Origin of the sequence: Allobosea sp. UC22_33, assembly GCF_042700715.1 — a bacterium.
In the GTDB taxonomy this organism is placed as follows: Bacteria; Pseudomonadota; Alphaproteobacteria; order Rhizobiales; family Beijerinckiaceae; genus Allobosea.
Genome location: NZ_CP170556.1, coordinates 7501 through 26775, shown reverse-complemented (window position 1 = coordinate 26775; position 19275 = coordinate 7501). Strand labels below are relative to the sequence as shown.

General features: G+C 66.7%; 18 protein-coding genes (1 of these 18 only partly in view). 11 read left to right on the top strand and 7 right to left on the bottom strand.

What is annotated here, in order from left to right; all coding sequences use genetic code 11:
• Positions 1–7 precede the first annotated feature (7 nt).
• The 7 genes from ACFJGT_RS00125 to ACFJGT_RS00095 all read left to right on the top strand — a co-directional run bounded on the left by ACFJGT_RS00125 (position 8) and on the right by ACFJGT_RS00095 (position 6312).
• Entirely contained in the window at positions 8–895 is an 888-nt protein-coding gene (locus ACFJGT_RS00125; protein WP_377844575.1) for a DMT family transporter, read from the top strand.
• A 186-nt stretch (positions 896–1081) separates the two neighbouring features.
• Positions 1082–2254 (top strand): ABC transporter substrate-binding protein, encoded by a 1173-nt coding sequence (locus ACFJGT_RS00120; protein ID WP_377844573.1) that lies wholly within the window; start codon positions 1082–1084, stop codon positions 2252–2254.
• Between the two features lie 178 nt (positions 2255–2432).
• Entirely contained in the window at positions 2433–3359 is a 927-nt protein-coding gene (locus ACFJGT_RS00115) for a branched-chain amino acid ABC transporter permease (RefSeq protein WP_377844571.1), read from the top strand.
• Positions 3360–3361: 2 nt separating this feature from the next.
• Positions 3362–4354 carry a branched-chain amino acid ABC transporter permease gene (locus ACFJGT_RS00110; RefSeq protein WP_377844568.1) on the top strand — a complete coding sequence of 331 codons (993 nt, stop codon included), beginning with the start codon at positions 3362–3364 and terminating at the stop codon, positions 4352–4354.
• The gene (locus ACFJGT_RS00105) at positions 4347–5096 is read left to right on the top strand and encodes an ABC transporter ATP-binding protein (RefSeq protein WP_377844566.1); all 750 of its coding nucleotides are present in this window, start codon (positions 4347–4349) and stop codon (positions 5094–5096) included. Before ACFJGT_RS00110 ends, ACFJGT_RS00105 begins: the two co-directional genes overlap by 8 nt.
• Before the next feature lie 2 nt (positions 5097–5098).
• Complete coding sequence (locus ACFJGT_RS00100) at positions 5099–5797, top strand: ABC transporter ATP-binding protein (protein ID WP_377844564.1); 699 nt, start codon at positions 5099–5101, stop codon at positions 5795–5797.
• Positions 5798–5853: 56 nt separating this feature from the next.
• Positions 5854–6312, top strand: coding sequence for a cupin domain-containing protein (locus ACFJGT_RS00095; protein ID WP_377844562.1), 459 nt, complete (start codon positions 5854–5856; stop codon positions 6310–6312).
• A gap of 156 nt (positions 6313–6468) precedes the next feature.
• Here ACFJGT_RS00095 and ACFJGT_RS00090 read toward each other — a convergent pair whose 3' ends face one another.
• A complete protein-coding gene (locus ACFJGT_RS00090) occupies positions 6469–7713 on the bottom strand; it encodes a flavin-dependent oxidoreductase (RefSeq protein ID WP_377844559.1) in 1245 nt (414 codons plus the stop codon).
• Here ACFJGT_RS00090 and ACFJGT_RS00085 point away from each other — a divergent pair.
• Complete coding sequence (locus ACFJGT_RS00085) at positions 7712–8002, top strand: hypothetical protein (protein WP_377844557.1); 291 nt, start codon at positions 7712–7714, stop codon at positions 8000–8002. The genes ACFJGT_RS00090 and ACFJGT_RS00085 overlap by 2 nt on opposite strands.
• 12 nt (positions 8003–8014) lie before the next feature.
• On the opposite strand, the gene ACFJGT_RS00080 is transcribed toward ACFJGT_RS00085, so the two are convergent.
• Positions 8015–9889 carry a dipeptide ABC transporter ATP-binding protein gene (locus ACFJGT_RS00080; RefSeq protein ID WP_377844556.1) on the bottom strand — a complete coding sequence of 625 codons (1875 nt, stop codon included), beginning with the start codon at positions 9887–9889 and terminating at the stop codon, positions 8015–8017.
• 262 nt (positions 9890–10151) lie between these two features.
• Between ACFJGT_RS00080 and ACFJGT_RS00075 the strand changes: the two genes are divergently transcribed.
• Positions 10152–11159 carry an ABC transporter permease gene (locus ACFJGT_RS00075; protein WP_377844553.1) on the top strand — a complete coding sequence of 336 codons (1008 nt, stop codon included), beginning with the start codon at positions 10152–10154 and terminating at the stop codon, positions 11157–11159.
• Positions 11152–12060, top strand: a complete 909-nt coding sequence (locus ACFJGT_RS00070) for an ABC transporter permease (protein WP_377844551.1) — start codon at positions 11152–11154, stop codon at positions 12058–12060. The genes ACFJGT_RS00075 and ACFJGT_RS00070 overlap by 8 nt, the downstream gene beginning before the upstream one ends.
• A 24-nt stretch (positions 12061–12084) precedes the next feature.
• Here the strand turns inward: ACFJGT_RS00070 and ACFJGT_RS00065 are convergent, their stop codons facing one another.
• From ACFJGT_RS00065 to ACFJGT_RS00055, 3 genes are read right to left on the bottom strand one after another with little or no spacing between them, the layout of a single operon-like run.
• Entirely contained in the window at positions 12085–13353 is a 1269-nt protein-coding gene (locus ACFJGT_RS00065; protein WP_377844549.1) for an NAD(P)/FAD-dependent oxidoreductase, read from the bottom strand.
• A complete protein-coding gene (locus ACFJGT_RS00060) occupies positions 13350–14096 on the bottom strand; it encodes an N-formylglutamate amidohydrolase (RefSeq protein WP_377844547.1) in 747 nt (248 codons plus the stop codon). Before ACFJGT_RS00060 ends, ACFJGT_RS00065 begins: the two co-directional genes overlap by 4 nt.
• Positions 14097–14102: 6 nt before the next feature.
• The gene (locus ACFJGT_RS00055; RefSeq protein WP_377844545.1) at positions 14103–14969 is read right to left on the bottom strand and encodes a MurR/RpiR family transcriptional regulator; all 867 of its coding nucleotides are present in this window, start codon (positions 14967–14969) and stop codon (positions 14103–14105) included.
• A gap of 123 nt (positions 14970–15092) precedes the next feature.
• On the opposite strand from ACFJGT_RS00055, the gene ACFJGT_RS00050 reads away from it, so the two are divergent.
• A complete protein-coding gene (locus tag ACFJGT_RS00050; RefSeq protein WP_377844542.1) occupies positions 15093–16790 on the top strand; it encodes a peptide ABC transporter substrate-binding protein in 1698 nt (565 codons plus the stop codon).
• Positions 16791–17414: 624 nt separating this feature from the next.
• Here ACFJGT_RS00050 and pntB read toward each other — a convergent pair.
• Together pntB and ACFJGT_RS00040 are read right to left on the bottom strand one after the other, a co-directional pair.
• Positions 17415–18848, bottom strand: coding sequence for a Re/Si-specific NAD(P)(+) transhydrogenase subunit beta (gene pntB, locus ACFJGT_RS00045; RefSeq protein ID WP_377844540.1), 1434 nt, complete (start codon positions 18846–18848; stop codon positions 17415–17417).
• Between the two features lie 13 nt (positions 18849–18861).
• Positions 18862–19275, bottom strand: partial view of a Re/Si-specific NAD(P)(+) transhydrogenase subunit alpha gene (locus ACFJGT_RS00040; protein WP_377844538.1) — the 3' end only. It continues 1161 nt past the right edge of the window; 414 of the gene's 1575 nt are visible here — the last part of the coding sequence; its start codon lies off the right edge, out of view; the stop codon is at positions 18862–18864.

The window sequence follows — 19275 nt, the reverse complement described above, 5'->3', positions numbered from 1 at the left end:
CGCTGCCATGACCGCGACAGGCTCCGCCCCCATGCCGGCCAGTCAGACGGTCGGCAAAGCCCTCCTCATGGTCACGGCCCTGGGCTGGGGCCTCAACTGGTCCGTGCTGAAATTCGTCCTGCAGGACTGGCCGCCGCTCTTCGCGCGGGGGACGGCGGGTCTGCTCGGTGCGCTCTGCCTCGCCTTGCTGGCCAAGGCGCGCGGCGACAGCCTCGCCGTGCCACGGGAAGCCCGCGCGCCGCTCGTGGTGGCTGCCGCGATCAACGTCTTTGCCTGGATGGGCTTCACCGCGCTTGCGCTGAACTGGCTCAAGGTGTCGGAAGGGGCCTTGATCGCCTATTCGATGCCGATCTGGGCGATGATGCTCGCCTGGCCCTTGCTCGGTGCGCGCCCGACCCGGCGCAGCCTCGTCGCGCTGGGCCTGAGCATCACGGGCATGGTCGTTCTGATGGGCGGGCCTGAATTTTCGGCGGCCAAACTTCCCGGCGTTCTGTTCGCCTTCGCGGCGGCCGTGCTGTTCGCACTCGGCACCGTCAAGGCAAGGAAACCCCTCGCCATGCCCGGCCCCGCCGTCGCGGCCTGGCAGGTCGCCCTCGGCTGCCTGCCGATGGTGATCTTGGGCCTGATGCTGGAGCAGCCGCAGATCACGTCGCTGTCGCTGCACGGAGCGCTCGGGCTTGCCTACATGGCAGTCGGCCCGATGGCGCTCTGCTACCTCACCTGGTTCGGCGCGCTGAGGCGCCTCCCGACCGCCGTCGCGGCCACCAGCATGCTGATCGTGCCCGTCGTGGGCACGCTGACCGCCGTGCCGCTGCTGGGCGAAACGCTCGGGGCCCGGGAATTGATCGCGATCGTGCTGACCATCGGCGGTGTTGCCCTCGCTCTTCGGCAATAATCCTCGCCACCGTGCCGCACCCGGCAGGCAGCCGGCAGGGCTGGATCGCAGCGGCCTTGGAGCGCCCGCGAAATTTCCGTAAACTGCGACTTGCAGATATTTTAAGCTTGAAACATTATGGTCTGCGCGAGCCATAGAAATCCGAGGGAACGGGGCCGCGCTTCAACTTCGTCCGGGAGAGCATCGATGACGGCATTCAGGTTCGGTCTGGCACTCGGTTGCGGCGCGCTGGCGCTGTCCATCGCGTCCGCACAAGCGCAGGAGCCGATCAAGATCGGCGTGGTCAGCGTGCTGACCGGCCCGGCCGCCTCGCTCGGCCAGCAGGTCCGCGACGGCTTCCAGCTCGCGGTCGACAAGAACGGCGGCAAGCTCGGCGGCGTGCCGGTCAAGATCACCGTGATCGACGACGAATTGAAGCCGGACGTGGCCGTCGAGCGCGTGCGTTCGTTCGTCGAGAGCGAAAAGCCTGCCTTCGTCGTCGGCCCGGTCTTCTCGAATATCCTGGGCGCCATCGCGAAGCCCGTGCTCGATTCCGGCGCCTTCCTGATCAGCCCGAATGCGGGCCCCTCGACCATGGCCGGCAAGGCCTGCAACAAGAACTTCTTCGTCACCTCCTACCAGAACGACCAGGTGCACGAGGTCCTCGGCAAATACGCGCAGGACCAGAACTACAAGCGGGCCTATATCATCGCGCCGAACTACCAGGCGGGTAAGGACTCGCTTGCCGGCTTCAAGCGCTACTTCAAGGGCGAGATCGTCGACGAGGTCTATGCGCCGCTGAACGCGATGGATTTCTCGGCCGACCTCGCCAAGATCGCCTCGTCCAAGCCCGATGTCGTCTTCGCCTTCCTGCCCGGCGGGCTTGGCGTCAATTTCGTCAAGCAGTGGTCGCAGGCCGGCCTGCAGGGCAAGATCCCGTTCCTCTCCGCCTTCACGGTCGATGAATCGACCCTGCCGGCGCAGCAGGACGCGGCGGTCGGCCTCTATGGCGGCATGACCTGGGCGCCCAACATGGACAACCCGCAGACGAAGGATTTCGTCAAAGCCTATGAGGCGGCCTACAAGATCGTGCCCGGCTCCTATGCCCAGCAGTCCTACGACGCCGCCATGCTGATCGATTCCGCCGTCAAGGCGGCGGGCGGCGCCGGCAATCCGGACAAGTTGCGCGAAGCGATCAAGAAGGCCGATTTCACCTCGCTGCGCGGCAAGTTCAAGTTCAACACCAACGGCTATCCGATCCAGGACTTCTACCTCGTCAAGGTCGCCAAGCGCGCCGACGGCAAGTTCCAGACCGAGATCGCTCAGAAGGTGTTTTCGGACTATGCCGATCCGCACGCCAAGGATTGCGCGCTGAAGTAAGGGCGCCCCGTCCGCTGCCGTCATCCCGGACAAGCCGCGAAGCGGCGCCGATCCGGGATCCATCGAAGGGCAAAGTCCTGCTGGGAATGCGCTCTACGATCGATTCCGGGCCTTCGCTTCGCTACGCCCGGAATGACGGTCGAGCCTGATCGCGACGGCAGAGCGAGCCACCGATCCCATGACCCTCAGCCTCCTGATCGTCCAGCTCCTGAACGGCCTCCAGTTCGGCGTCCTGCTGTTCCTGGTCGCGGCCGGGCTGACGCTGGTCTTCGGCGTGATGGACTTCATCAATCTCGCCCATGGCGTCCAGTACATGCTGGGCGCCTATCTCGCCGTGACCTTCGTGTCGCTGACCGGCTCCTTCCTGCTGGGCCTGGCGCTCGCGCTGACGGCGGCGCTGCTGCTGGGCCTTGCGCTCGAGTTCCTGGTCTTCCGGCATCTCTATGAGCGCGACCATCTCGATCAGGTGCTGGCGACCTTCGGGTTGATCCTGCTGCTCAACCAGGCCGTGAAGATGATCTGGGGCGCCGCGCCGCTCTCGGTACCGGTGCCGGAATTCCTCTCCGGCAATGTCCGGCTGCTGGACGGCATTCTCTATCCCGTCTACCGCTTCACCCTGATCGCAGCGGGCCTGGGTGTCGGCGCGCTGCTCTGGTTCGTGGTCGAGAAGACCCGCACCGGCATGCTGCTGCGAGCCGGCGCGTCGAACGCGCCGATGGTCTCGGCGCTCGGCGTCGATATCCGCAAGCTGTTCATGATCGTCTTCGCCTTCGGCACCATGCTCGCCGGCTTCGCCGGGGCGATGGCGGCGCCGATCCTCTCGGTCGAACCCGGCATGGGCGACACGGTGCTGATCCTCGCCTTCGTCGTCATCGTCGTCGGCGGCATCGGCTCGATCCGCGGTGCCTTCGTCGGTGCGCTGATCGTCGGCCTCGTCGACACGCTCGGCCGCTCCTCGATGAACGACCTGCTTAGGCTGTTCATGGCGCCGGCCTCGGCCCGCGCGACGGGAGCCGCGCTCTCCTCGATGCTGATCTATCTGGTCATGGCGGCGGTTCTGTTCGTCCGGCCCGAAGGCCTGCTGCCCGCCAAGGGGCGCTCGTGAGCATGGCGAGCGCACCTGCGACTTCCGCCGCCGCAGTGCGGCCTCCGGCGCCGATCGTGCGCCGGCTGGCCCCGTTCGTCATCTTCGCTCTGCTAGCGTTGTTGCCGCTGGCCTCCGCGCTCGGCCTGCCCGGACACTGGCTGACGCTGGTGACGCGGGCGATGATCTTCGCCATCGCGGCGCTCTCGCTCGATCTCATCCTCGGCATTGGCGGGCTGATCTCCTTCGGCCATGCGGCCTATATCGGCATCGGCGCCTATGGTGCCGGCATCCTGATCACCGAGGGCCAGACCGAATTGCTGGTGGCACTGCCGGTCATTCTGCTGGCCTGCGCCGTCTTTGCCGCGATCACCGGCTACGTCTCGCTGCGCACGCGCGGCGTCGCCTTCATCATGATCACGCTCGCCTTCGGGCAGATGGCCTTCTATTTCGCGCAGGCGCTCTCGGCCTATGGCGGCGATGACGGCCTGACGCTCTACGAGAAGAGCACGCTGCTCGGACGCGAGATCTTCGGCAACCGCACCGGCTTCTACTATATCGCATTGGGCACGCTGGCCTTCTGCTACTGGCTGGCGCGGCGGCTCGTCGCCTCGCGCTTCGGCCGCGTGTTGCGGGCCGCGCGGGAGAACGCCGTGCGGGTCACCGTCACCGGCTACGACGTCAACCATGTCCGGCTCGGCGCCTATGTGATCAGCGGGATGATGGCGGGCCTGTCCGGTTTCCTGCTCGCCAACCAGACCGATTTCGTCAGCCCGGCCTATATGGCCTGGTCGCGCTCGGGCGAACTGATCTTCATGACCGTGCTCGGCGGCGTCGGCTCGCTCTATGGCGCGATCCTGGGCGCGCTCGCCTTCCTGATCACCGAGGATGTGCTCTCCAGCCTGACGCAGAACTGGAAGGTCATCTTCGGCCCGCTGATCGTGCTCTTCGTCCTGTTCACCCATGGCGGCATAGCGGGCCTCGCCACCAAGCTTAGGGGGCGCCGCGATGGCTGAGGCGGCGCTCGCACTCAAGGGGCTCGCCAAGTCGTTCGGCGCGCTCAAGGTCACCAACGGGGTCGACCTCACCATCGCGCCCGGCGAATTGCATGCGCTGATCGGCCCCAACGGCGCCGGCAAGACCACGCTGGTCCACCAGATATCCGGCACGCTGAAGCCGGATGCCGGTTCGATCCTGTTCGGCGGGCAGGACATCACCCGCCTGCCGCCGCAAGCGCGGGCGCGGGCCGGTCTTGCCCGCACCTTCCAGATCACCTCGACCATCGCCTCGCTCTCTGCGCTGGAGAATGTCGCGCTCGGCGTGCAGGCCCATAGCGCCCATCCGCTCTCGCTCTTCCGCGACGCAGCCAGCGACGAAGCGCTCAATGCACCCGCCTGGGAAGCGCTCGAAGCGGTCGGCCTGGCAGAGCGCGCCCATGCGCCGGCGGGCAGCCTCTCGCATGGCGAGAAGCGCGCGCTGGAGATCGCGATGGCGCTGACCTTGCAGCCCAAGCTCATCCTGCTCGACGAACCGCTGGCCGGCGTCGGCCATGAGGAAGGCGAACGCCTGATCGCGCTCTTGAACAGCCTCAAGGGCCGCTTCGCCATGCTGCTGGTCGAGCACGACATGAGCGCCGTCTTCGCGCTGGCCGACCGCGTCACCGTGCTGGTCTATGGCGGCGTGATCGCCTCGGGCGAACCGGCGGCGGTCAGGGCCGATCCGGCCGTGCGGCAGGCCTATCTCGGCGAGGAGGGCTAGCGATGCTCAGCGTCGAAGGGCTCGATGCCGGCTATGGCGAGGCGCAGATCCTGTTCGGGGTCGACCTTGCCGTCGGCGAAGGCGAGGTCGTGACCCTGCTCGGCCGCAACGGCATGGGCAAGACCACGACGGTGCGCTCGATCATGGGGCTGCTGCCGGCAAAGGCCGGCAGGATCGCCTTCGGCGGACGCGACCTGACCGGCGCGGCGCCCTTCCGCATCGCCCAGGCGGGCATCGGCCTCGTGCCTGAAGGCCGCCAGATCTTCCCGACGCTGTCGGTCGAGGAGAACCTGATCGCGACAGCGGCCGATCGCTCCGGCAAGAAGCGCTGGGACCTCGGGCGCATCTACGCCTTCTTCCCCCGCCTCAGGGAGCGGCGGGAGAACCGCGGCAACCAGCTCTCCGGCGGCGAGCAGCAGATGCTGGCGATCGGCCGGGCGCTGATGACCAATCCGAAGCTGATCATCCTCGACGAGGCGACCGAGGGGCTCGCGCCCCTGATCCGCGAGGAGATCTGGAATTGCCTGACGGCGCTGAAGGCGGAAGGCGAGTCGATCCTCGTCATCGACAAGAACGTCGATGCGCTGGTCCGGATCGCCGACCGCCATGTCGTGCTGGAAAAGGGCCGCGTCGTCTGGCGCGGCTCAAGCGCCGAGCTGCGCAGCGACAGCGCCGTGAAGGACCGCTTCCTGCATTTCTAGAAAAGCATACGACCGACGCCGGCCTGCCCGCCGGCAGATGAGGAGAGCCAAGACCCATGAACCCGCTGACCGCCGGCGTGACACGCGCCAATGAAGGCCTCGACGGCATTTCCTGGAACATCCTCGGCCAGACCTATGTGCCGAAGACGCTGACGGAGGAGAGCTTTTCCTGGCACGCGACCCTGCCGCCGGGCGCTTTCGTGCCGCCGCATATCCACACCACGCAGGAAGAGTTCATCTACATGCTGGAGGGCCGGCTCGACCTGCTGCTCGACGGCAAGGAGAGCTTCGCCACCGCCGGCGACCTGATCCGCCTGCCGCGCAACATCCCGCACGGCCTGTTCAACAAGAGCGATTCCACGGTGAAATGCCTGTTCTGGGTCTCGCCGACGGCGCGGCTCTACGACCTGTTCTGGGGCCTGCATTCGATGGCCGAGCAGAAGCCGGCCGATGTCGTCGCGCTCTCGGCCAAGCACGAGGTCGATTTCCTGCCGCCTCCGCCCGACGCAGGGTGAGGACAGGGGGAATTCTGTACGGAACCAAGCCGTCATCCCGGGCTTGACCCGAGATCCATGCCGGAGCGCTTCCTGGGAAGCTTCAGGCATGGATCCCGGATCTCCGCTTCGCTGCGTCCGGGATGACGCGCGCCTTTCTGGAAGCGCGTCGCAGCGCTAAGTCTTCCCCGCCAATTGCTCGGCCGAGAACCCCGCCTTGCCGGCATAGCCCTTGACGATCTGCTCGCGCGCGGCGTGGTCGAGCACGCTCTCGATATCGCCGAAACCCTGCGGCGCCAGCGCTTCCACCGCATCGATCACGCGCTCCGGGCCGCCGACACGGTTCATCGCCACGACCTCCGCTGTCGCCGGCAGGCGCTGCGCCTCATAGGCGGCCAGCGCCTGGCGCGGATGCTCCGCCTTCGCCAGCCAGTCGGCGAGGCAGCGCGCGTCGAGGATCGCCTGCGAGGCGCCGTTGGAGCCGACCGGATACATCGGATGGGCAGCATCGCCGAGCAGCGTGACGCGGCCATGGGTCCAGCGCGGCAGCGGATCGCGGTCGCACATCGGATATTCCCAGAAGGTGGAGGTCGCGCGGACCAAACCGAGAATGTCCATGCCCGGCACGCTGAAGCGCTTCGCGAAGGGCAACACGTCCTCCAGGCGGCCGGGCTTGGACCAGGCCTCCTTCGGCGGCGGCCTGTCGGGATCGCCCGTGCGGATATTCACGACCCAGTTGGTCAAACGCGTCTGCGGCGTGGCGCCCTTGCCGATCGGATAGAGCACCAGCTTGCCGGCCATGCCGCCCGCGATGATCATGCTCTCGCCGTCGAGGAAGACGGGCCAGTCGCAGGCGCCGCGCCACATCTGCACGCCCTGCCAGCGCGGCGGCCCCTGGTTCGGGAAGTAGAAGGCGCGCACGGCGGAATGGATGCCGTCGGCGCCGATCAGGATGTCGCCGCGTACGGTCTCGCCAGCCTCGCCGAGGCGGGTGTCGCTGAAATGCGCGGTGACGCCGCCTTCGTCCTGGATGAAGCCTTGCAGCCGGCGGCCGGTGCGGATCGCATCCTCGCCCAGTCGCTCGGCCACCGCGTCGCGGATGACGCCTTGCAGCCTGCCGCGATGGATTGAGAATTGCGGCACCGGTGCGCCGGCATGCACGCCGCGCGGCTCGCTCCAGACCGTCTGCCCGAAGCGGTTCATGTAGTGCAATTCGCGCGTGCGGATGCCGACCGCGTCGAGCGCCGGCAGCAGGCCGAGGTCGGCGAGCTCGCGGATGGCATGGGGCAGCGTGTTGATGCCGACGCCGACCTCGCGGATCTCGCTGGCCTGCTCGTAGACGGTCGCATTGATCCCACGGGCATGGAGCATCAAGGCCAGGGTCAACCCGCCGATGCCGCCGCCGACAATGATCACCCGCATGACGTCGCCCCTCAGCGATCTCGATATTTTAAGTTTGAAATATCTCGACTCGCCTTGTCAATCGCATAGGCGCGACCGCAGCCAACGCGTGGAACAGCCGCAGATTTCGCCGGCTTTTGCGGGGCTCCGGCGTTCGATCGACGATGCGGTCGACCCCACCCCCGCAGTCGGCATCGGATGGCAGAGTCCGGAAGACGTGCGGTCTCGGGATGACGCGCCTCCCTCCGTCGGCCGTCTCTCAACCGCCACCGGCCGCTTCTTGCTGGTCGCAGGCCAAGACGCAACCTGAATGGATCAGACTTCAGGCAGATTCGAGCATGTGGAGCACCCGATGGCCGGGCGCGATTTCGGTGTAGAGCGACGGCGCAGGCATATGGTCGGCGGGGTGGATGGGAGAGCGCAGCGCCCGATGGCCGGTCAGGCTGTGCGCCGACCGGCGCGCGGGATCGGCGATCGGGACCGCAGCCAGAAGCGCCTGCGTATAGGGATGCTGCGGATTCTCGAAGATCGCGGCGCGCGGGCCGATCTCGACGATCCGGCCCAGATACATCACCGCAACCCGATGGCTGATCCGCTCGACGACCGACATGTCGTGGCTGATGAACAGGCAGGCGATTCCCAGGTCCGCCTGCAGTTCCATCAGCAGGTTCAGCACCTGTGCCTGCACCGAGACATCGAGCGCGGATACGGCCTCGTCGGCGACGATCAGTTTCGGCTCAAGCGCCAGCGCACGGGCGATGGCGATGCGCTGGCGCTGGCCGCCCGACAATTCGTGGGGGTAGAAGTCGATGAAGGCAGCGGGCAGGCGTACGCGCTCGAACAGCTCGGTCACGCGCCGATGCAGGGCCTGTCCCGAGAGCTGGCCGTAGTTGCGGAGCGGTTCGGCCACCTGGTCGAACAGGCGCATCCGCGGATTGAGGCTCGCATAGGGGTCCTGGAAGATCATCTGCATCTTGCGGCGCAGCGCATGCATCCCTTGCGTCGACTGGGCCAGCACATCCTGTCCATCCAGCATCACCTCGCCCGATAGCGGGTCAGTCAGCCGCAGGATCGAGCGACCGCAGGTCGACTTGCCGCAGCCGGACTCGCCCACGAGGCTAAGCGTCTGGCCGGGGTCGATGGTGAAGCTGACATCCTCGACCGCATGGACATTGGCGATCGTGCGGCGAAGCAGCCCTTTCCGGACAGGGAAACGGGTGCACAGGTGACGCACGTCAAGAAGCGGCCCAGTCGCCGTTCCCTGGGGCGTCGCAATGGGGGCCGCCGCTGCCGGGGCCAGCCCGCCTGCGGTCGCAATGCCGCGCATCGGTGCGGGGAGAGTGGTGCCGCGCATTTCGCCCAACCTGGGCACGGCCGCCAGCAGGGCGCGCGTATAGGGATGTCGGGGGGCGGCGAAGATCGCCTCCACCGGTCCCTCCTCGACCTTGTCGCCGCGATACATCACCACGACCCGGTCGGCCATCTGCGCAACCACGGCCATGTCGTGGGTGATGAACAGCACGGCGGTGCCGGTCTTGCGCTTCAGCCTGTCGATCAAGGCGAGGATTTCAGCCTGGATCGTGACATCGAGCGCGGTGGTCGGTTCGTCGCAGATCAGCAGGCGCGGCTCACAGGCCATTGCCATCGCGATCACGACGCGCTGGCGCATGCCGCCCGAAAGCTCGTGCGGGTATTGCTTCAGGCGGCGCTCGGGTTCGCTGATCTGCATCTGCCTCAGCAGGTCCAGCGCGCGGGCGCGGGCCGCTTCCGCCGGGATGCGCAGGTGGGTCAGGATCACTTCTGTGAGCTGGCGTTCGATCGTGAAGACCGGGTTCAGCGCCGTCATCGGCTCCTGGAAGACCATGCCGATCTGCCCGCCACGGATCGCGCGCATCGTGGCCTGATCGGCCCGAACGAGATCGACCATGCGCCCGTCGACCTGCCGGAAGCGCAACTCACCTTCCGCGATCCGACCGCCGCCGAATTCGACGAGCCGCATCAGCGAGAGCGCCGAGACCGACTTGCCCGAGCCGGATTCGCCGACGACGCAGACGCATTCGCCGGGGGCGATGTCGAAGCTGACGTCACGCACGCCGGTGACGGGACCGGAATGGGTTTCGAACTCGACGCGTAGCCCGGCGATCGAAACGAGCGGCTGCGGGCCGGAATCCTGCGGAGTATTGAGCGTATCGAACATCAAACCTCCCGGGCAGCGGCCCGGCCATCCCGTCGACCTGAAGGCGGCACCCCAGCCGGAGGCGAACATCCGGCGAGATGCGGACCATTTCCCGAAAAAGTATTGTTTGTTACATATTGACTGTCAGATCACATGTTTGCAATCTATTTTACATAATCCAGTGATCGAAACAGGTGCCATCAGGATGGATCAGGACCTCATATGCCGCGCGACCGCCAGGCGCCCCCGCCGGCCATCTGTCGCGTCCGGCTAGGGCCTCCGGATGCTCCACTACACGCTGCGCCGGCTGCTGGTGGCGATCCCCACGCTGCTGCTGATCAGCCTTGTCATCTTCCTGCTGCTCGGCCTCGCGCCCGGAGATCCGATGGCGCAGCTGCCGCTGACGATTCCGCCCGAGGTGAAGGAGAAGATGCGCGCCTCGCTGGGCCTCGGCGATCCCTTGCTGGTGCGCTATCTCCTGTGGCTCAAGCAGTTCTTCTGGGTCGAGCCCCTGCATGTCCTCGACACGCTGTTCGGGTGGAACCTGGCGGGCGAGAGCCAGCGCGTGCTGTCGTGGCAGTCGCGTGCGCCGGTGGCCGACATCATCGCGCAGAGGCTGCCGCAGACACTCTGGGTCGTGGGCCTCGCCTATGTCGTGGGCACAGCCATCGCGCTGCCGATCGGCATCCTGTCGGCCTATCGGCAGCATAGCTGGTTCGACCAGATCGGCACCTTCCTGTCGATGATCGGGTTCTCGGTGCCGACCTTCTTCACCGGGGTGCTATTGATCGTGGTCTTCTCGGTCGGGCTCGGCTGGTTTCCCTCGCTCTACGACACGACGCTGAGAGTGACGAACTGGGACAGCTTCCTGGCGCAGATCCGCCAGATGGTTCTGCCGGTGATGGTGCTGGCCCTCTACAATGCCAGCCAGGTCAGCCGCTTCATGCGGGCTTCGATGCTCGACAACCTGCGGCAGGACTATGTCCGCACCGCCCGGGCCAACGGGCTGAGCGAGCGGGTGGTGGTACTGGTCCATGTGCTCAGAAACTCGATGATCCCGGTCGTGACCGTGATCGCCATGGGCGTGCCCCACATCTTTGGCGGCGCCATCATCACCGAGCAGGTCTTCAAGGTGAACGGGATCGGCGAACTGCTGATCTCGTCGATCCAGGCCAACGACGTGCCGATGGTCCAGACCCTGACCTTCATCTTCGCGGTGCTGATCGTGCTGTTCAACCTGATGGCCGACATCCTGTACGGCATTCTCGATCCGAGGATCCGCTATGACTGAGGCCGTCGCGACCGCCCCCCGCCGGCGCTCGAGCCATGCGCGCGATGTCTGGAGCCGGTTCCGCAAGCATCGCGGCGCGATGATCGGGGTGGTCATCCTCGGCGTGATCCTGCTGGCCGTCATCCTCGGCCCCTGGCTGTGGCATCTCGATCCGACGGCCATCTCCATGCGGATGCGCAACAGGGGGCCGTCGCTGGACCATCCGTTCGGCACCGACCATCTCGGGCGCGACATGCTGGCGCGCCTGATCGCGGGCGGGCGGGTCTCGCTGACGGTCGGCATGACGGCGATGGGGCTCTCGCTGCTGCTGGGCACGCTGGCCGGGGTCTGCGCGGGCTTCCTGCGTGGGCTCGACGGCATCCTGATGCGGCTGACCGACCTCTTCCTGGCGCTCCCGCTGCTGCCGCTGCTTCTCGTCATGTCGATGCTGTTCCGCGAGCCGCTGTCGCAGTGGCTCGGCGCCGAGACCGGGATCTTCCTGCTGATCGTCGCGGCGATCGGCGGGACGAGCTGGATGCACACCGCGCGCCTTGTCCGCGGCGAGGTCCTCACCCTGAAGGAACGCGAATTCGTCCTCGCCGCCCGGTCGGTCGGCACGCGCAACGGCAAGATGATCCTGCGCCACATCCTGCCCAACGTGCTGTCGCCGATCCTGGTTTCGGCGTCGCTCGGGATCGCCAGCGCGATCATCACCGAAAGCTCGCTGTCCTTCCTCGGGCTCGGCTTCCCGCCGGATTTCCCGACCTGGGGGCGGCTGCTCTATGACGCGGTCGACCAGATCCAGCTCTATCCGATGCGGGTGATCCTGCCCGGCATCGCGATCTCGCTGACGGTGCTGTCGGTCAACTATATCGGCGACGGCTTGCGCGACGCGATGGACCCCCGGGCACGCGCCCGCTGAGCATGATCGCAACGGGGAAGGCGTTCAGCCCTCGATCCGGTCGCGCAACTGATTGAACGGGCCGCGGCAGAGCTGCACCATCCGCCCCAGCAGGGCGCCTGCGACGACCTTTGGCGGCTGCCGTTGTGGCCACCAGTCGAGCCCGGCGGCAGGGTTCTCCAGGGTCCGGGCGAAGGCGAAGGACAGGGCCGCAGATGTCGGCACGCCGCGGCCGGACCAGCCCGACAGCGCCCAGAGCCCGTCATCGAGCTTCTGGATCGAGGGCGTCTGGTCGAGCGCCATGCTGACGGTGCCCGTCCACATGAATTCCCAGTCCAGCCCCGCGAGCACCGGCCAGATCCGTGCCAGCCGGCGGGTCATGAAGCCCGCCGTGTAGTCGAAGCGGCTGCCGCGGCCGGGCTCCTGCAAGCCGCCGGTGACGATCCGCCCGGAGGCATCGATCCGGAAGAACATCGGGTCGTGATGGGTGTCGCCGAAATTCATGCCGGATGGCATGACGCTCGCGCGCTCCTCCGCCGTCAGCGGGCGGCTTGCGATGGCATAGCTCGTCAGCGGGAAGAAGCCCTGCGTCACCGCGCCGGGGATCGCCGCGGTCGAATAGGCGTCGGTCGTCAAACCCACCGCTTTGGCGCGGATTTCGCCCTCGGGTGTACGGACGCACCAGCGACCGCCGTCGCGCGAGAAACCGGTCATCGGGCTGTCGGTGAAGATTTCAATGCCGAGCGACAGCGCCAGCCGCGCCAGCTCACGGGCATAGCCGAGCGGATTGACATGGCCCCCATCGCGATGGACCCAGCCGCCCCGGAAAGCATTGGCACCGGTGAGCGCGGCGACCTCGTCGGCATCGAGATAGCGGTCGGTCTTGCCGTAGACGGCATATTTCGCCTGCGCCGCCAGCGTCGCCGCCAGCGTCCGGTCGTTATAGGCCGCGCTGAGCGTGCCCTTCTGGATCGCCTCGCAGCGCAGGTCGTGCCTTGCGATCCGATCGAAGACCCGCGCTCCGGCCTCGGCCAGGAGATCGACGCCCTTCTTCGGCAGGATCGCGGGGTCGAGATAGCGGAAGACCGGGATGCACTGGCCATGGTTGCGCCCGGAGCCGCCGGCGCCGATGTCGCGCGCCTCGATCACGGCGACGCGCGCCCCGGCCTCCGCCAGCTCGATCGCGGTCAGCAGGCCGCCATAGCCGCCGCCGACCAGCAGCATGTCGACCTCGCGCGTGCCGGCGAGGCGCCCGGTCTCCGGGGCGGCGACGGCGGTCAGCGCATAGGGCGGCTCGGCGGAAAACGGGGTCATGCGGCGACTCCCTGGTCGATGGCGGCGGTCAAGGCGCCGGCGAGACGGCTGGCCCAGCGGGCGCGGTCCGGCGCGGTCTCCAGGAGATCGTTCGTCACCTCGAAGCCGCAGGCCGGAAGGCCCGTGCCATAGCTGTGCCAATCGACAGTGTAGACGCCGCTCCGGCCGGAATAGGGCTGGTTGTCCCCCAGGACGAGCCCCTCTTCCATGCCGAGATGGCCGAGCAGATGGCGCGACAGCGTGTCGTCGTCATGCCAGATCGTGCCGCCATCCCAGGGGCGATGCTGACCGTCGAAGACGCGGGTGCAGCTATGCAGCGCGAAGAAGAAGGGGCGCGGATGGCTGGTGGTCTGGCGCCCCCAGATCTCGGCCAGCAGCCGGTGATAGGGCCAGAAGACGGCGTCCTGCCGGGCTTCCCGGTCGGCGACGGACAACGCCTCGTTGGCGGCGATCGGCGTGCCTTCCAGCGCGGCCGGGATCGAGCGGGGGTCGTCGACCCAGCGATTCACGTCGATGACGAGGCGGCTGACGTCGCAGAGCACGATCGGCACGTCGATCCGCTCGGCGAGATCACGGGCGAGCTCCGCCACGCCGAGATCGCAGAAGTAATGGCTGTCATGCCAGGCGGGCGCGAGCCCGAGATCGCCGAGGCCCGGCGGGATCGAGCGGCCGGCGTGATCGACCGCGACCAAACCGGGCAAGCGACCATGCGGGTTCAGCACGATCGGCGGATTGGCATGCATGGACGGTCAGCTTTCCTTGGCGGGCGGCTCGGCCGCGCCGAGCTTGCGCAGCTCCTCGATCCGGGCGAGCCGGTCGCGGCTCCAGTCGCGGCAACGCAGACTGACCGCGGCGACGATCGCCTCGATCTGGGCGGTGGCAACGACGCGCGAGCCGAAGGGCGAGGTCGAAGCATCGGGCGAGGTCAGCACCGCATCGGCATATTCCGCGATCGGCGAACGCCAGATATCGGTGAACAGGCAGATCCGGGCGCCGCTTTGCCGCGCCCCACGCGCGAAGGTCAGAAGCTCGCTCTGGTAGCGGCGATAGTCGAAGATCACGAAGACGTCCTGCGGGCCGGCATCGACCAGCGTGTCATAGGCGAAGCCCAGCATGAGCGGGGTGAAGGCGACGCCCGGCCGCAACTGGCCCAGCTGGGTGGCCAGGCGCTGCGCCAGGTTCTGGCTGTAGCGGCCGCCCAGCAGCTTGATCGCCGCGCGCGGGGACACCAGCAGGTCGATGATCGCGTCGAATTCCGCCGGCATCGCCTGGGCGGCCGCAAGCTGCAGCGCCTCGGCCTGCATCAGCAAGGTGCGCTGGTAGACATGCTCGGGCGGCTCGGCCGACGCTTCCGCGCGGATGTTGTTCAGGGGTGAGCCGAGCTGGCGCTCGACATCGGCAATGGCCGCGGCCTGGAAATCGGCGAAGCGCGAGAAGCCGATCTTGGCGAGGAAGCGCAGCACGGTCGGCGCGCTGACCGAGGCCTGTTTCGCGAGAGCCTCGACCGTCGCGAGGGCGCGTGTCGGATAGCCTTCGAGCAGGGTCGAGGCGACCTTCCGCTCGGCCGTCGAGCGAGCTTCGCTGCGGATCCTGTCGAAAAGGGGCGGCGCGGACATTCCTGTATTCTTTATTACATATTGACTCAGTTCAGGCATCTTGCACAGTATGTTACAACAATCAATGCGTGCCGCCCGGAAGCCCGCGCCGAGGCGCCGGGGCCAGCGACAGGAGAAGACGGAATGAGCATGGCCAAGTTCCTGACCACGGCCGCGCTTGCGCTGCTGCCCTTCGCCGCGCATGCCGAGCGAGGCTCGGACGGGGATCTCAAGATCCTCTATTGGCAGGCCGCCTCGACGCTGAACCCCTATCTGTCCGGGATCGGCAAGGAAGTCGACGCGGCCGCGCTCATCGTCGAGCCGCTCGCACGCTTCAATCCGCAGGGCACGCTGCTGCCGCTGCTGGCGGCGGAGATTCCGACCAGGGAGAATGGCGGCATCTCGGCCGACACCACGATGATCACCTGGAAGCTGCGCCCCGGCGTCACATGGGCCGATGGCAGCGCCTTCACGGCAAAGGATGTCGTCTTCACCTGGAAATACTGCACCGCGCCGGGCGCGGGCTGCGCCGCCTCGAACTCCTTCGACGGCGTCAAGGACATCGTCGCCAAGGACGAGCTGACGATCGAGATTCAGTTCGCGCAGCCGACGCCCTACCCTTACGTGCCGTTCGTCAGCTCGACGACTCCGGTGCTGCAGGAAGCGCAGTTCAAGGACTGCATGGGCGCCAAGATCGCCTCCTGCACCGCGCAGAATTTCGCGCCGATCGGCACTGGCCCGTACAAGGTCAAGGAATTCAAGCCGAACGACGTCGTCATCTACACGATGAACACGGCCTATCGCGAAGCCGGCAAGCCGCATTTCTCCAGCGTGACGATCAAGGGCGGCGGCGACCCGATGTCCTCGGCGCGGGCCGTCTTCGAGACGGGCGAAACCGATTATGCCTGGAATCTGATGCTGGCGCCCGACGTCATGGCGAAGCTCGCCTCCACCGGCAAGGCACGGCCGGTGACGGCCCACGGCACGATGGTCGAATTCCTGTTCCTGAACCTGACCGATCCGTCCTCGGATCTGGGCGACAAGCGCTCGACCGTGGCAGGCGGCCCGAACAAGATCCTGAGCGATATCCGCGTGCGCAAGGCTCTCTCACTGGCCGTAGACCGGGCCGAGATCGCGGAGGTTCTCTATGGCGATCAGGGCAAGTCGAGCTGCAATGTCGTGCCGGCGCCCGCCCAATATGTCTCGACGGCGAATGACGGCTGCCTGAAGCCGAATGTCGCCGCGGCCAAGGCCTTGCTGGACGAGGCCGGCTGGAAGCCGGGCGCGGACGGCATCCGCGAAAAGGGCGGGCAGAAGCTGAGGCTGTCCTTCCTGACCTCGACCAGCAGCGTCCGGCAGGACACCCAGGCCATGCTGAAGGAATACTGGAAGGCGCTCGGCGTCGCGGTAGATCTTCGCAATGTCAGCGCGTCGGTCTTCTTCGGCGGCGATGCCGGCAATCCGGACACGCGGCAGAAATTCTATGCCGATATCGAGATGTATACCGACAACTCGAAGGGCCTCGACCAGGAACCCTACCTGAACAAGTGGACCTGCGCGGCGATCCCCTCCCCGGCCACGCAATGGCAGGGCAGCAACATGCCGCGCTATTGCTCGCAGGACTACGATGGCCTCTCGAAAACCCTGAGGAAGACCGACGGGGCCGAAGCGCGCGCCGAACTCACGCGCAAGATGAACGACATGCTGGTGCAGTCCTATAGCGTCATCCCGCTCGTGCATCGCGGCAATATCTCGGGCGCCACGAAGTCGCTCGCCGGCGTTGCGATGAACCCCTGGGACAGCGAACTCTGGGATGTCGGCAACTGGTCAAGGGCCAAGTAAGGCGACCCGCCCTTTCGCGGCGCGTTGCCGAGGCCTCTTTTTAAACGGCCTTCGCGGCAGCCGCATCTCATCACCGGATCGGATCAGAGCCTCACCGAGCAAGGCCTGGTCCACTCGCGCAGGCCGTGCCTCCAGCCTTGAGCAATCGCTCCGCCTGCGCCAGAGCCGCCCTGAAAAACGGTCGCGGTCTCGGCTGCGGACCGCCGGTGGTCCTGCAGCGTTGCCCTGGCTTCCACCGCAGTCCGAAGGCCGCGAATGCGCAGCCTTTCGACCTCGGCGATGATCGCAGCAGCGCGCTCGATCGTGGCCGGGTCAAGCGTCTCGTCATCGAGGACTGGCGCCAGCCGAACAGCGACCTAAATGCCGTGCTCCTCGCAAGCCCGCTTGATGGCCGAACGATCCACCGCAGCCGCGATCGGCCCAATCTCGACGGAGCGATAGAAGCCCCCTGCCCCGCCCGGTCGATCTGCGCGACGTAAAAGGCCGGGTTTGGCCTTCCACGGCGCATAGACCTTCCGGGCGCGGAAGGGAGGGAACGATGCCTTCAGAGACCCCGATCATCATGGCGTCTCTTGTGAGCTCTCGCGGCATTCGGCTTGCCGCGAGAGACGCTTTTCGTCGCCCTCAGCCGATCTTGGGCAGGAGTTCGTCAAGGCTCTTCTTGGCGTCGCCGTAGAACATCCGCGTGTTCTCCTTGTAGAAGAGCGGGTTCTCGATGCCGGAATAGCCCGTGCCCTGGCCGCGCTTGGAGACGAAGACCTGCTTCGCCTTCCAGACCTCGAGCACCGGCATGCCGGCGATCGGGGAGTTCGGGTCCTCCTGCGCCGCCGGATTGACGATGTCGTTGGAGCCGATGACGATCGCGACGTCCGTATTCGGGAAGTCCTCGTTGATCTCGTCCATCTCCAGCACGATGTCGTAGGGCACCTTCGCCTCGGCGAGCAGCACGTTCATATGGCCGGGCAGGCGCCCGGCGACTGGGTGGATCGCGAAGCGCACCTCCTTGCCGGCGGCGCGCAGCTTGCGCGTCAGCTCCGACACGGATTGCTGGGCTTGCGCCACCGCCATGCCGTAGCCGGGCACGATGATGACGCTGTCGGCCTCGTTCAGCGCGGCGGCGACGCCGTCGACATCGATCGCGATCTGCTCGCCCTCGATCGCCTGCGCCGGGCCGGTGGTGTTGCCGAAGCCGCCGAGGATGACCGAGATGAAGCTCCGGTTCATCGCCTTGCACATGATGTAGCTGAGGATGGCGCCCGACGAGCCGACCAGCGCACCGACGACGATCAGCAGGTCGTTGCCGAGCGTGAAGCCGATCGCGGCGGCCGCCCAGCCGGAATAGCTGTTCAGCATCGAGACCACGACGGGCATGTCGGCGCCGCCGATGCCCATTATCAGGTGGTAGCCGATGAAGAAGGCCAGCAGCGTCATCAGGAACAGCGCCCAGAAGCCGGCGCCCTGCACATAGACGATCAGCAGCAGCAGCGAGAGCGCCGCCGCGCCGGCATTGAGCATATGGCCGCCGGGCAGTTTCTTGGCCTTGCCGTCGACCTTTCCGGCAAGCTTGCCGAAGGCGATGATCGAGCCGGTGAAGGTGACCGCGCCGATGAAGACGCCGAGGAAGACCTCGACCTTCAGGATGGATATCTCGACCCCGGTCTTGTGCGCCAGCACGCCGGCGAAGCCCGTCAGCAACGCACGCGCGGCCGGTTCGAGCGCCTGGACCGACCCCAGCTCGATATGCGCGTTGAAGCCGATCAGCACGGCGGCGAGGCCGACGAAGGAGTGCAGCGCCGCGACGAGCTGCGGCATCTCGGTCATCTGCACCTTCATCGCCACCTGCCAGCCGATGGCGGCCGCGATGGCGAACATGATGAGGACGAGCCAGAGCTTGCCGCTGTCCGGCCCGAAGACCGTGGCGAAGACAGCGAGCGCCATGCCGACGATGCCGTACCAGACCGCGCGCTTGGCGCTTTCCTGGTTCGAGAGGCCGCCGAGCGACAGGATGAACAGGATGGCAGCCGAGATATAGGCCGCGGAAACGATACCGATGCTCATGTCCGAGCCCCCCTCAGGACTTCTGGAACATGGCGAGCATCCGGCGCGTGACCAGGAAGCCGCCTACGATGTTGATGGATGCGATCAGCACCGAGATCATCGCCAGGATGGTGACGATCCAGCCCGAGGAGCCGATCTGCAAGAGCGCGCCGAGCACGATGATGCCGGAGATCGCGTTGGTGACCGCCATCAGCGGCGTGTGCAGCGAGTGCGACACGTTCCAGATCACCTGGAAGCCGACGAAGCAGGCGAGCGCGAAGACGATGAAATGGCTCATGAAGCTCGCCGGCGCATAGGCGCCGATGATCAGCATCACGACCGTGCCGACGGTCAGCAGCGTCAATTGCGAGCGGGTCTGCGCCTTGAAGGCCGTCGCCTCCAGAGCGAGCTTCTCCTCGCGGGTCGGCTCCTTGGCCTTCTCCTTCGG

What these genes read in the sequence shown, in the direction of transcription:
- ACFJGT_RS00125 (WP_377844575.1), top strand. Translation starts at nt 8, where the DNA reads ATGACCGCGACAGGCTCCGCCCCCATGCCGGCCAGTCAGACGGTCGGC.
- ACFJGT_RS00120 (WP_377844573.1), top strand. Translation starts at nt 1,082, where the DNA reads ATGACGGCATTCAGGTTCGGTCTGGCACTCGGTTGCGGCGCGCTGGCG.
- ACFJGT_RS00115 (WP_377844571.1), top strand. Translation starts at nt 2,433, where the DNA reads ATGACCCTCAGCCTCCTGATCGTCCAGCTCCTGAACGGCCTCCAGTTC.
- ACFJGT_RS00110 (WP_377844568.1), top strand. Translation starts at nt 3,362, where the DNA reads ATGGCGAGCGCACCTGCGACTTCCGCCGCCGCAGTGCGGCCTCCGGCG.
- ACFJGT_RS00105 (WP_377844566.1), top strand. Translation starts at nt 4,347, where the DNA reads ATGGCTGAGGCGGCGCTCGCACTCAAGGGGCTCGCCAAGTCGTTCGGC.
- ACFJGT_RS00100 (WP_377844564.1), top strand. Translation starts at nt 5,099, where the DNA reads ATGCTCAGCGTCGAAGGGCTCGATGCCGGCTATGGCGAGGCGCAGATC.
- ACFJGT_RS00095 (WP_377844562.1), top strand. Translation starts at nt 5,854, where the DNA reads ATGAACCCGCTGACCGCCGGCGTGACACGCGCCAATGAAGGCCTCGAC.
- ACFJGT_RS00085 (WP_377844557.1), top strand. Translation starts at nt 7,712, where the DNA reads ATGACGTCGCCCCTCAGCGATCTCGATATTTTAAGTTTGAAATATCTC.
- ACFJGT_RS00090 (WP_377844559.1), bottom strand. Translation starts at nt 7,713, where the DNA reads ATGCGGGTGATCATTGTCGGCGGCGGCATCGGCGGGTTGACCCTGGCC.
- ACFJGT_RS00080 (WP_377844556.1), bottom strand. Translation starts at nt 9,889, where the DNA reads ATGTTCGATACGCTCAATACTCCGCAGGATTCCGGCCCGCAGCCGCTC.
- ACFJGT_RS00075 (WP_377844553.1), top strand. Translation starts at nt 10,152, where the DNA reads ATGCTCCACTACACGCTGCGCCGGCTGCTGGTGGCGATCCCCACGCTG.
- ACFJGT_RS00070 (WP_377844551.1), top strand. Translation starts at nt 11,152, where the DNA reads ATGACTGAGGCCGTCGCGACCGCCCCCCGCCGGCGCTCGAGCCATGCG.
- ACFJGT_RS00065 (WP_377844549.1), bottom strand. Translation starts at nt 13,353, where the DNA reads ATGACCCCGTTTTCCGCCGAGCCGCCCTATGCGCTGACCGCCGTCGCC.
- ACFJGT_RS00060 (WP_377844547.1), bottom strand. Translation starts at nt 14,096, where the DNA reads ATGCATGCCAATCCGCCGATCGTGCTGAACCCGCATGGTCGCTTGCCC.
- ACFJGT_RS00055 (WP_377844545.1), bottom strand. Translation starts at nt 14,969, where the DNA reads ATGTCCGCGCCGCCCCTTTTCGACAGGATCCGCAGCGAAGCTCGCTCG.
- ACFJGT_RS00050 (WP_377844542.1), top strand. Translation starts at nt 15,093, where the DNA reads ATGAGCATGGCCAAGTTCCTGACCACGGCCGCGCTTGCGCTGCTGCCC.
- pntB (WP_377844540.1), bottom strand. Translation starts at nt 18,848, where the DNA reads ATGAGCATCGGTATCGTTTCCGCGGCCTATATCTCGGCTGCCATCCTG.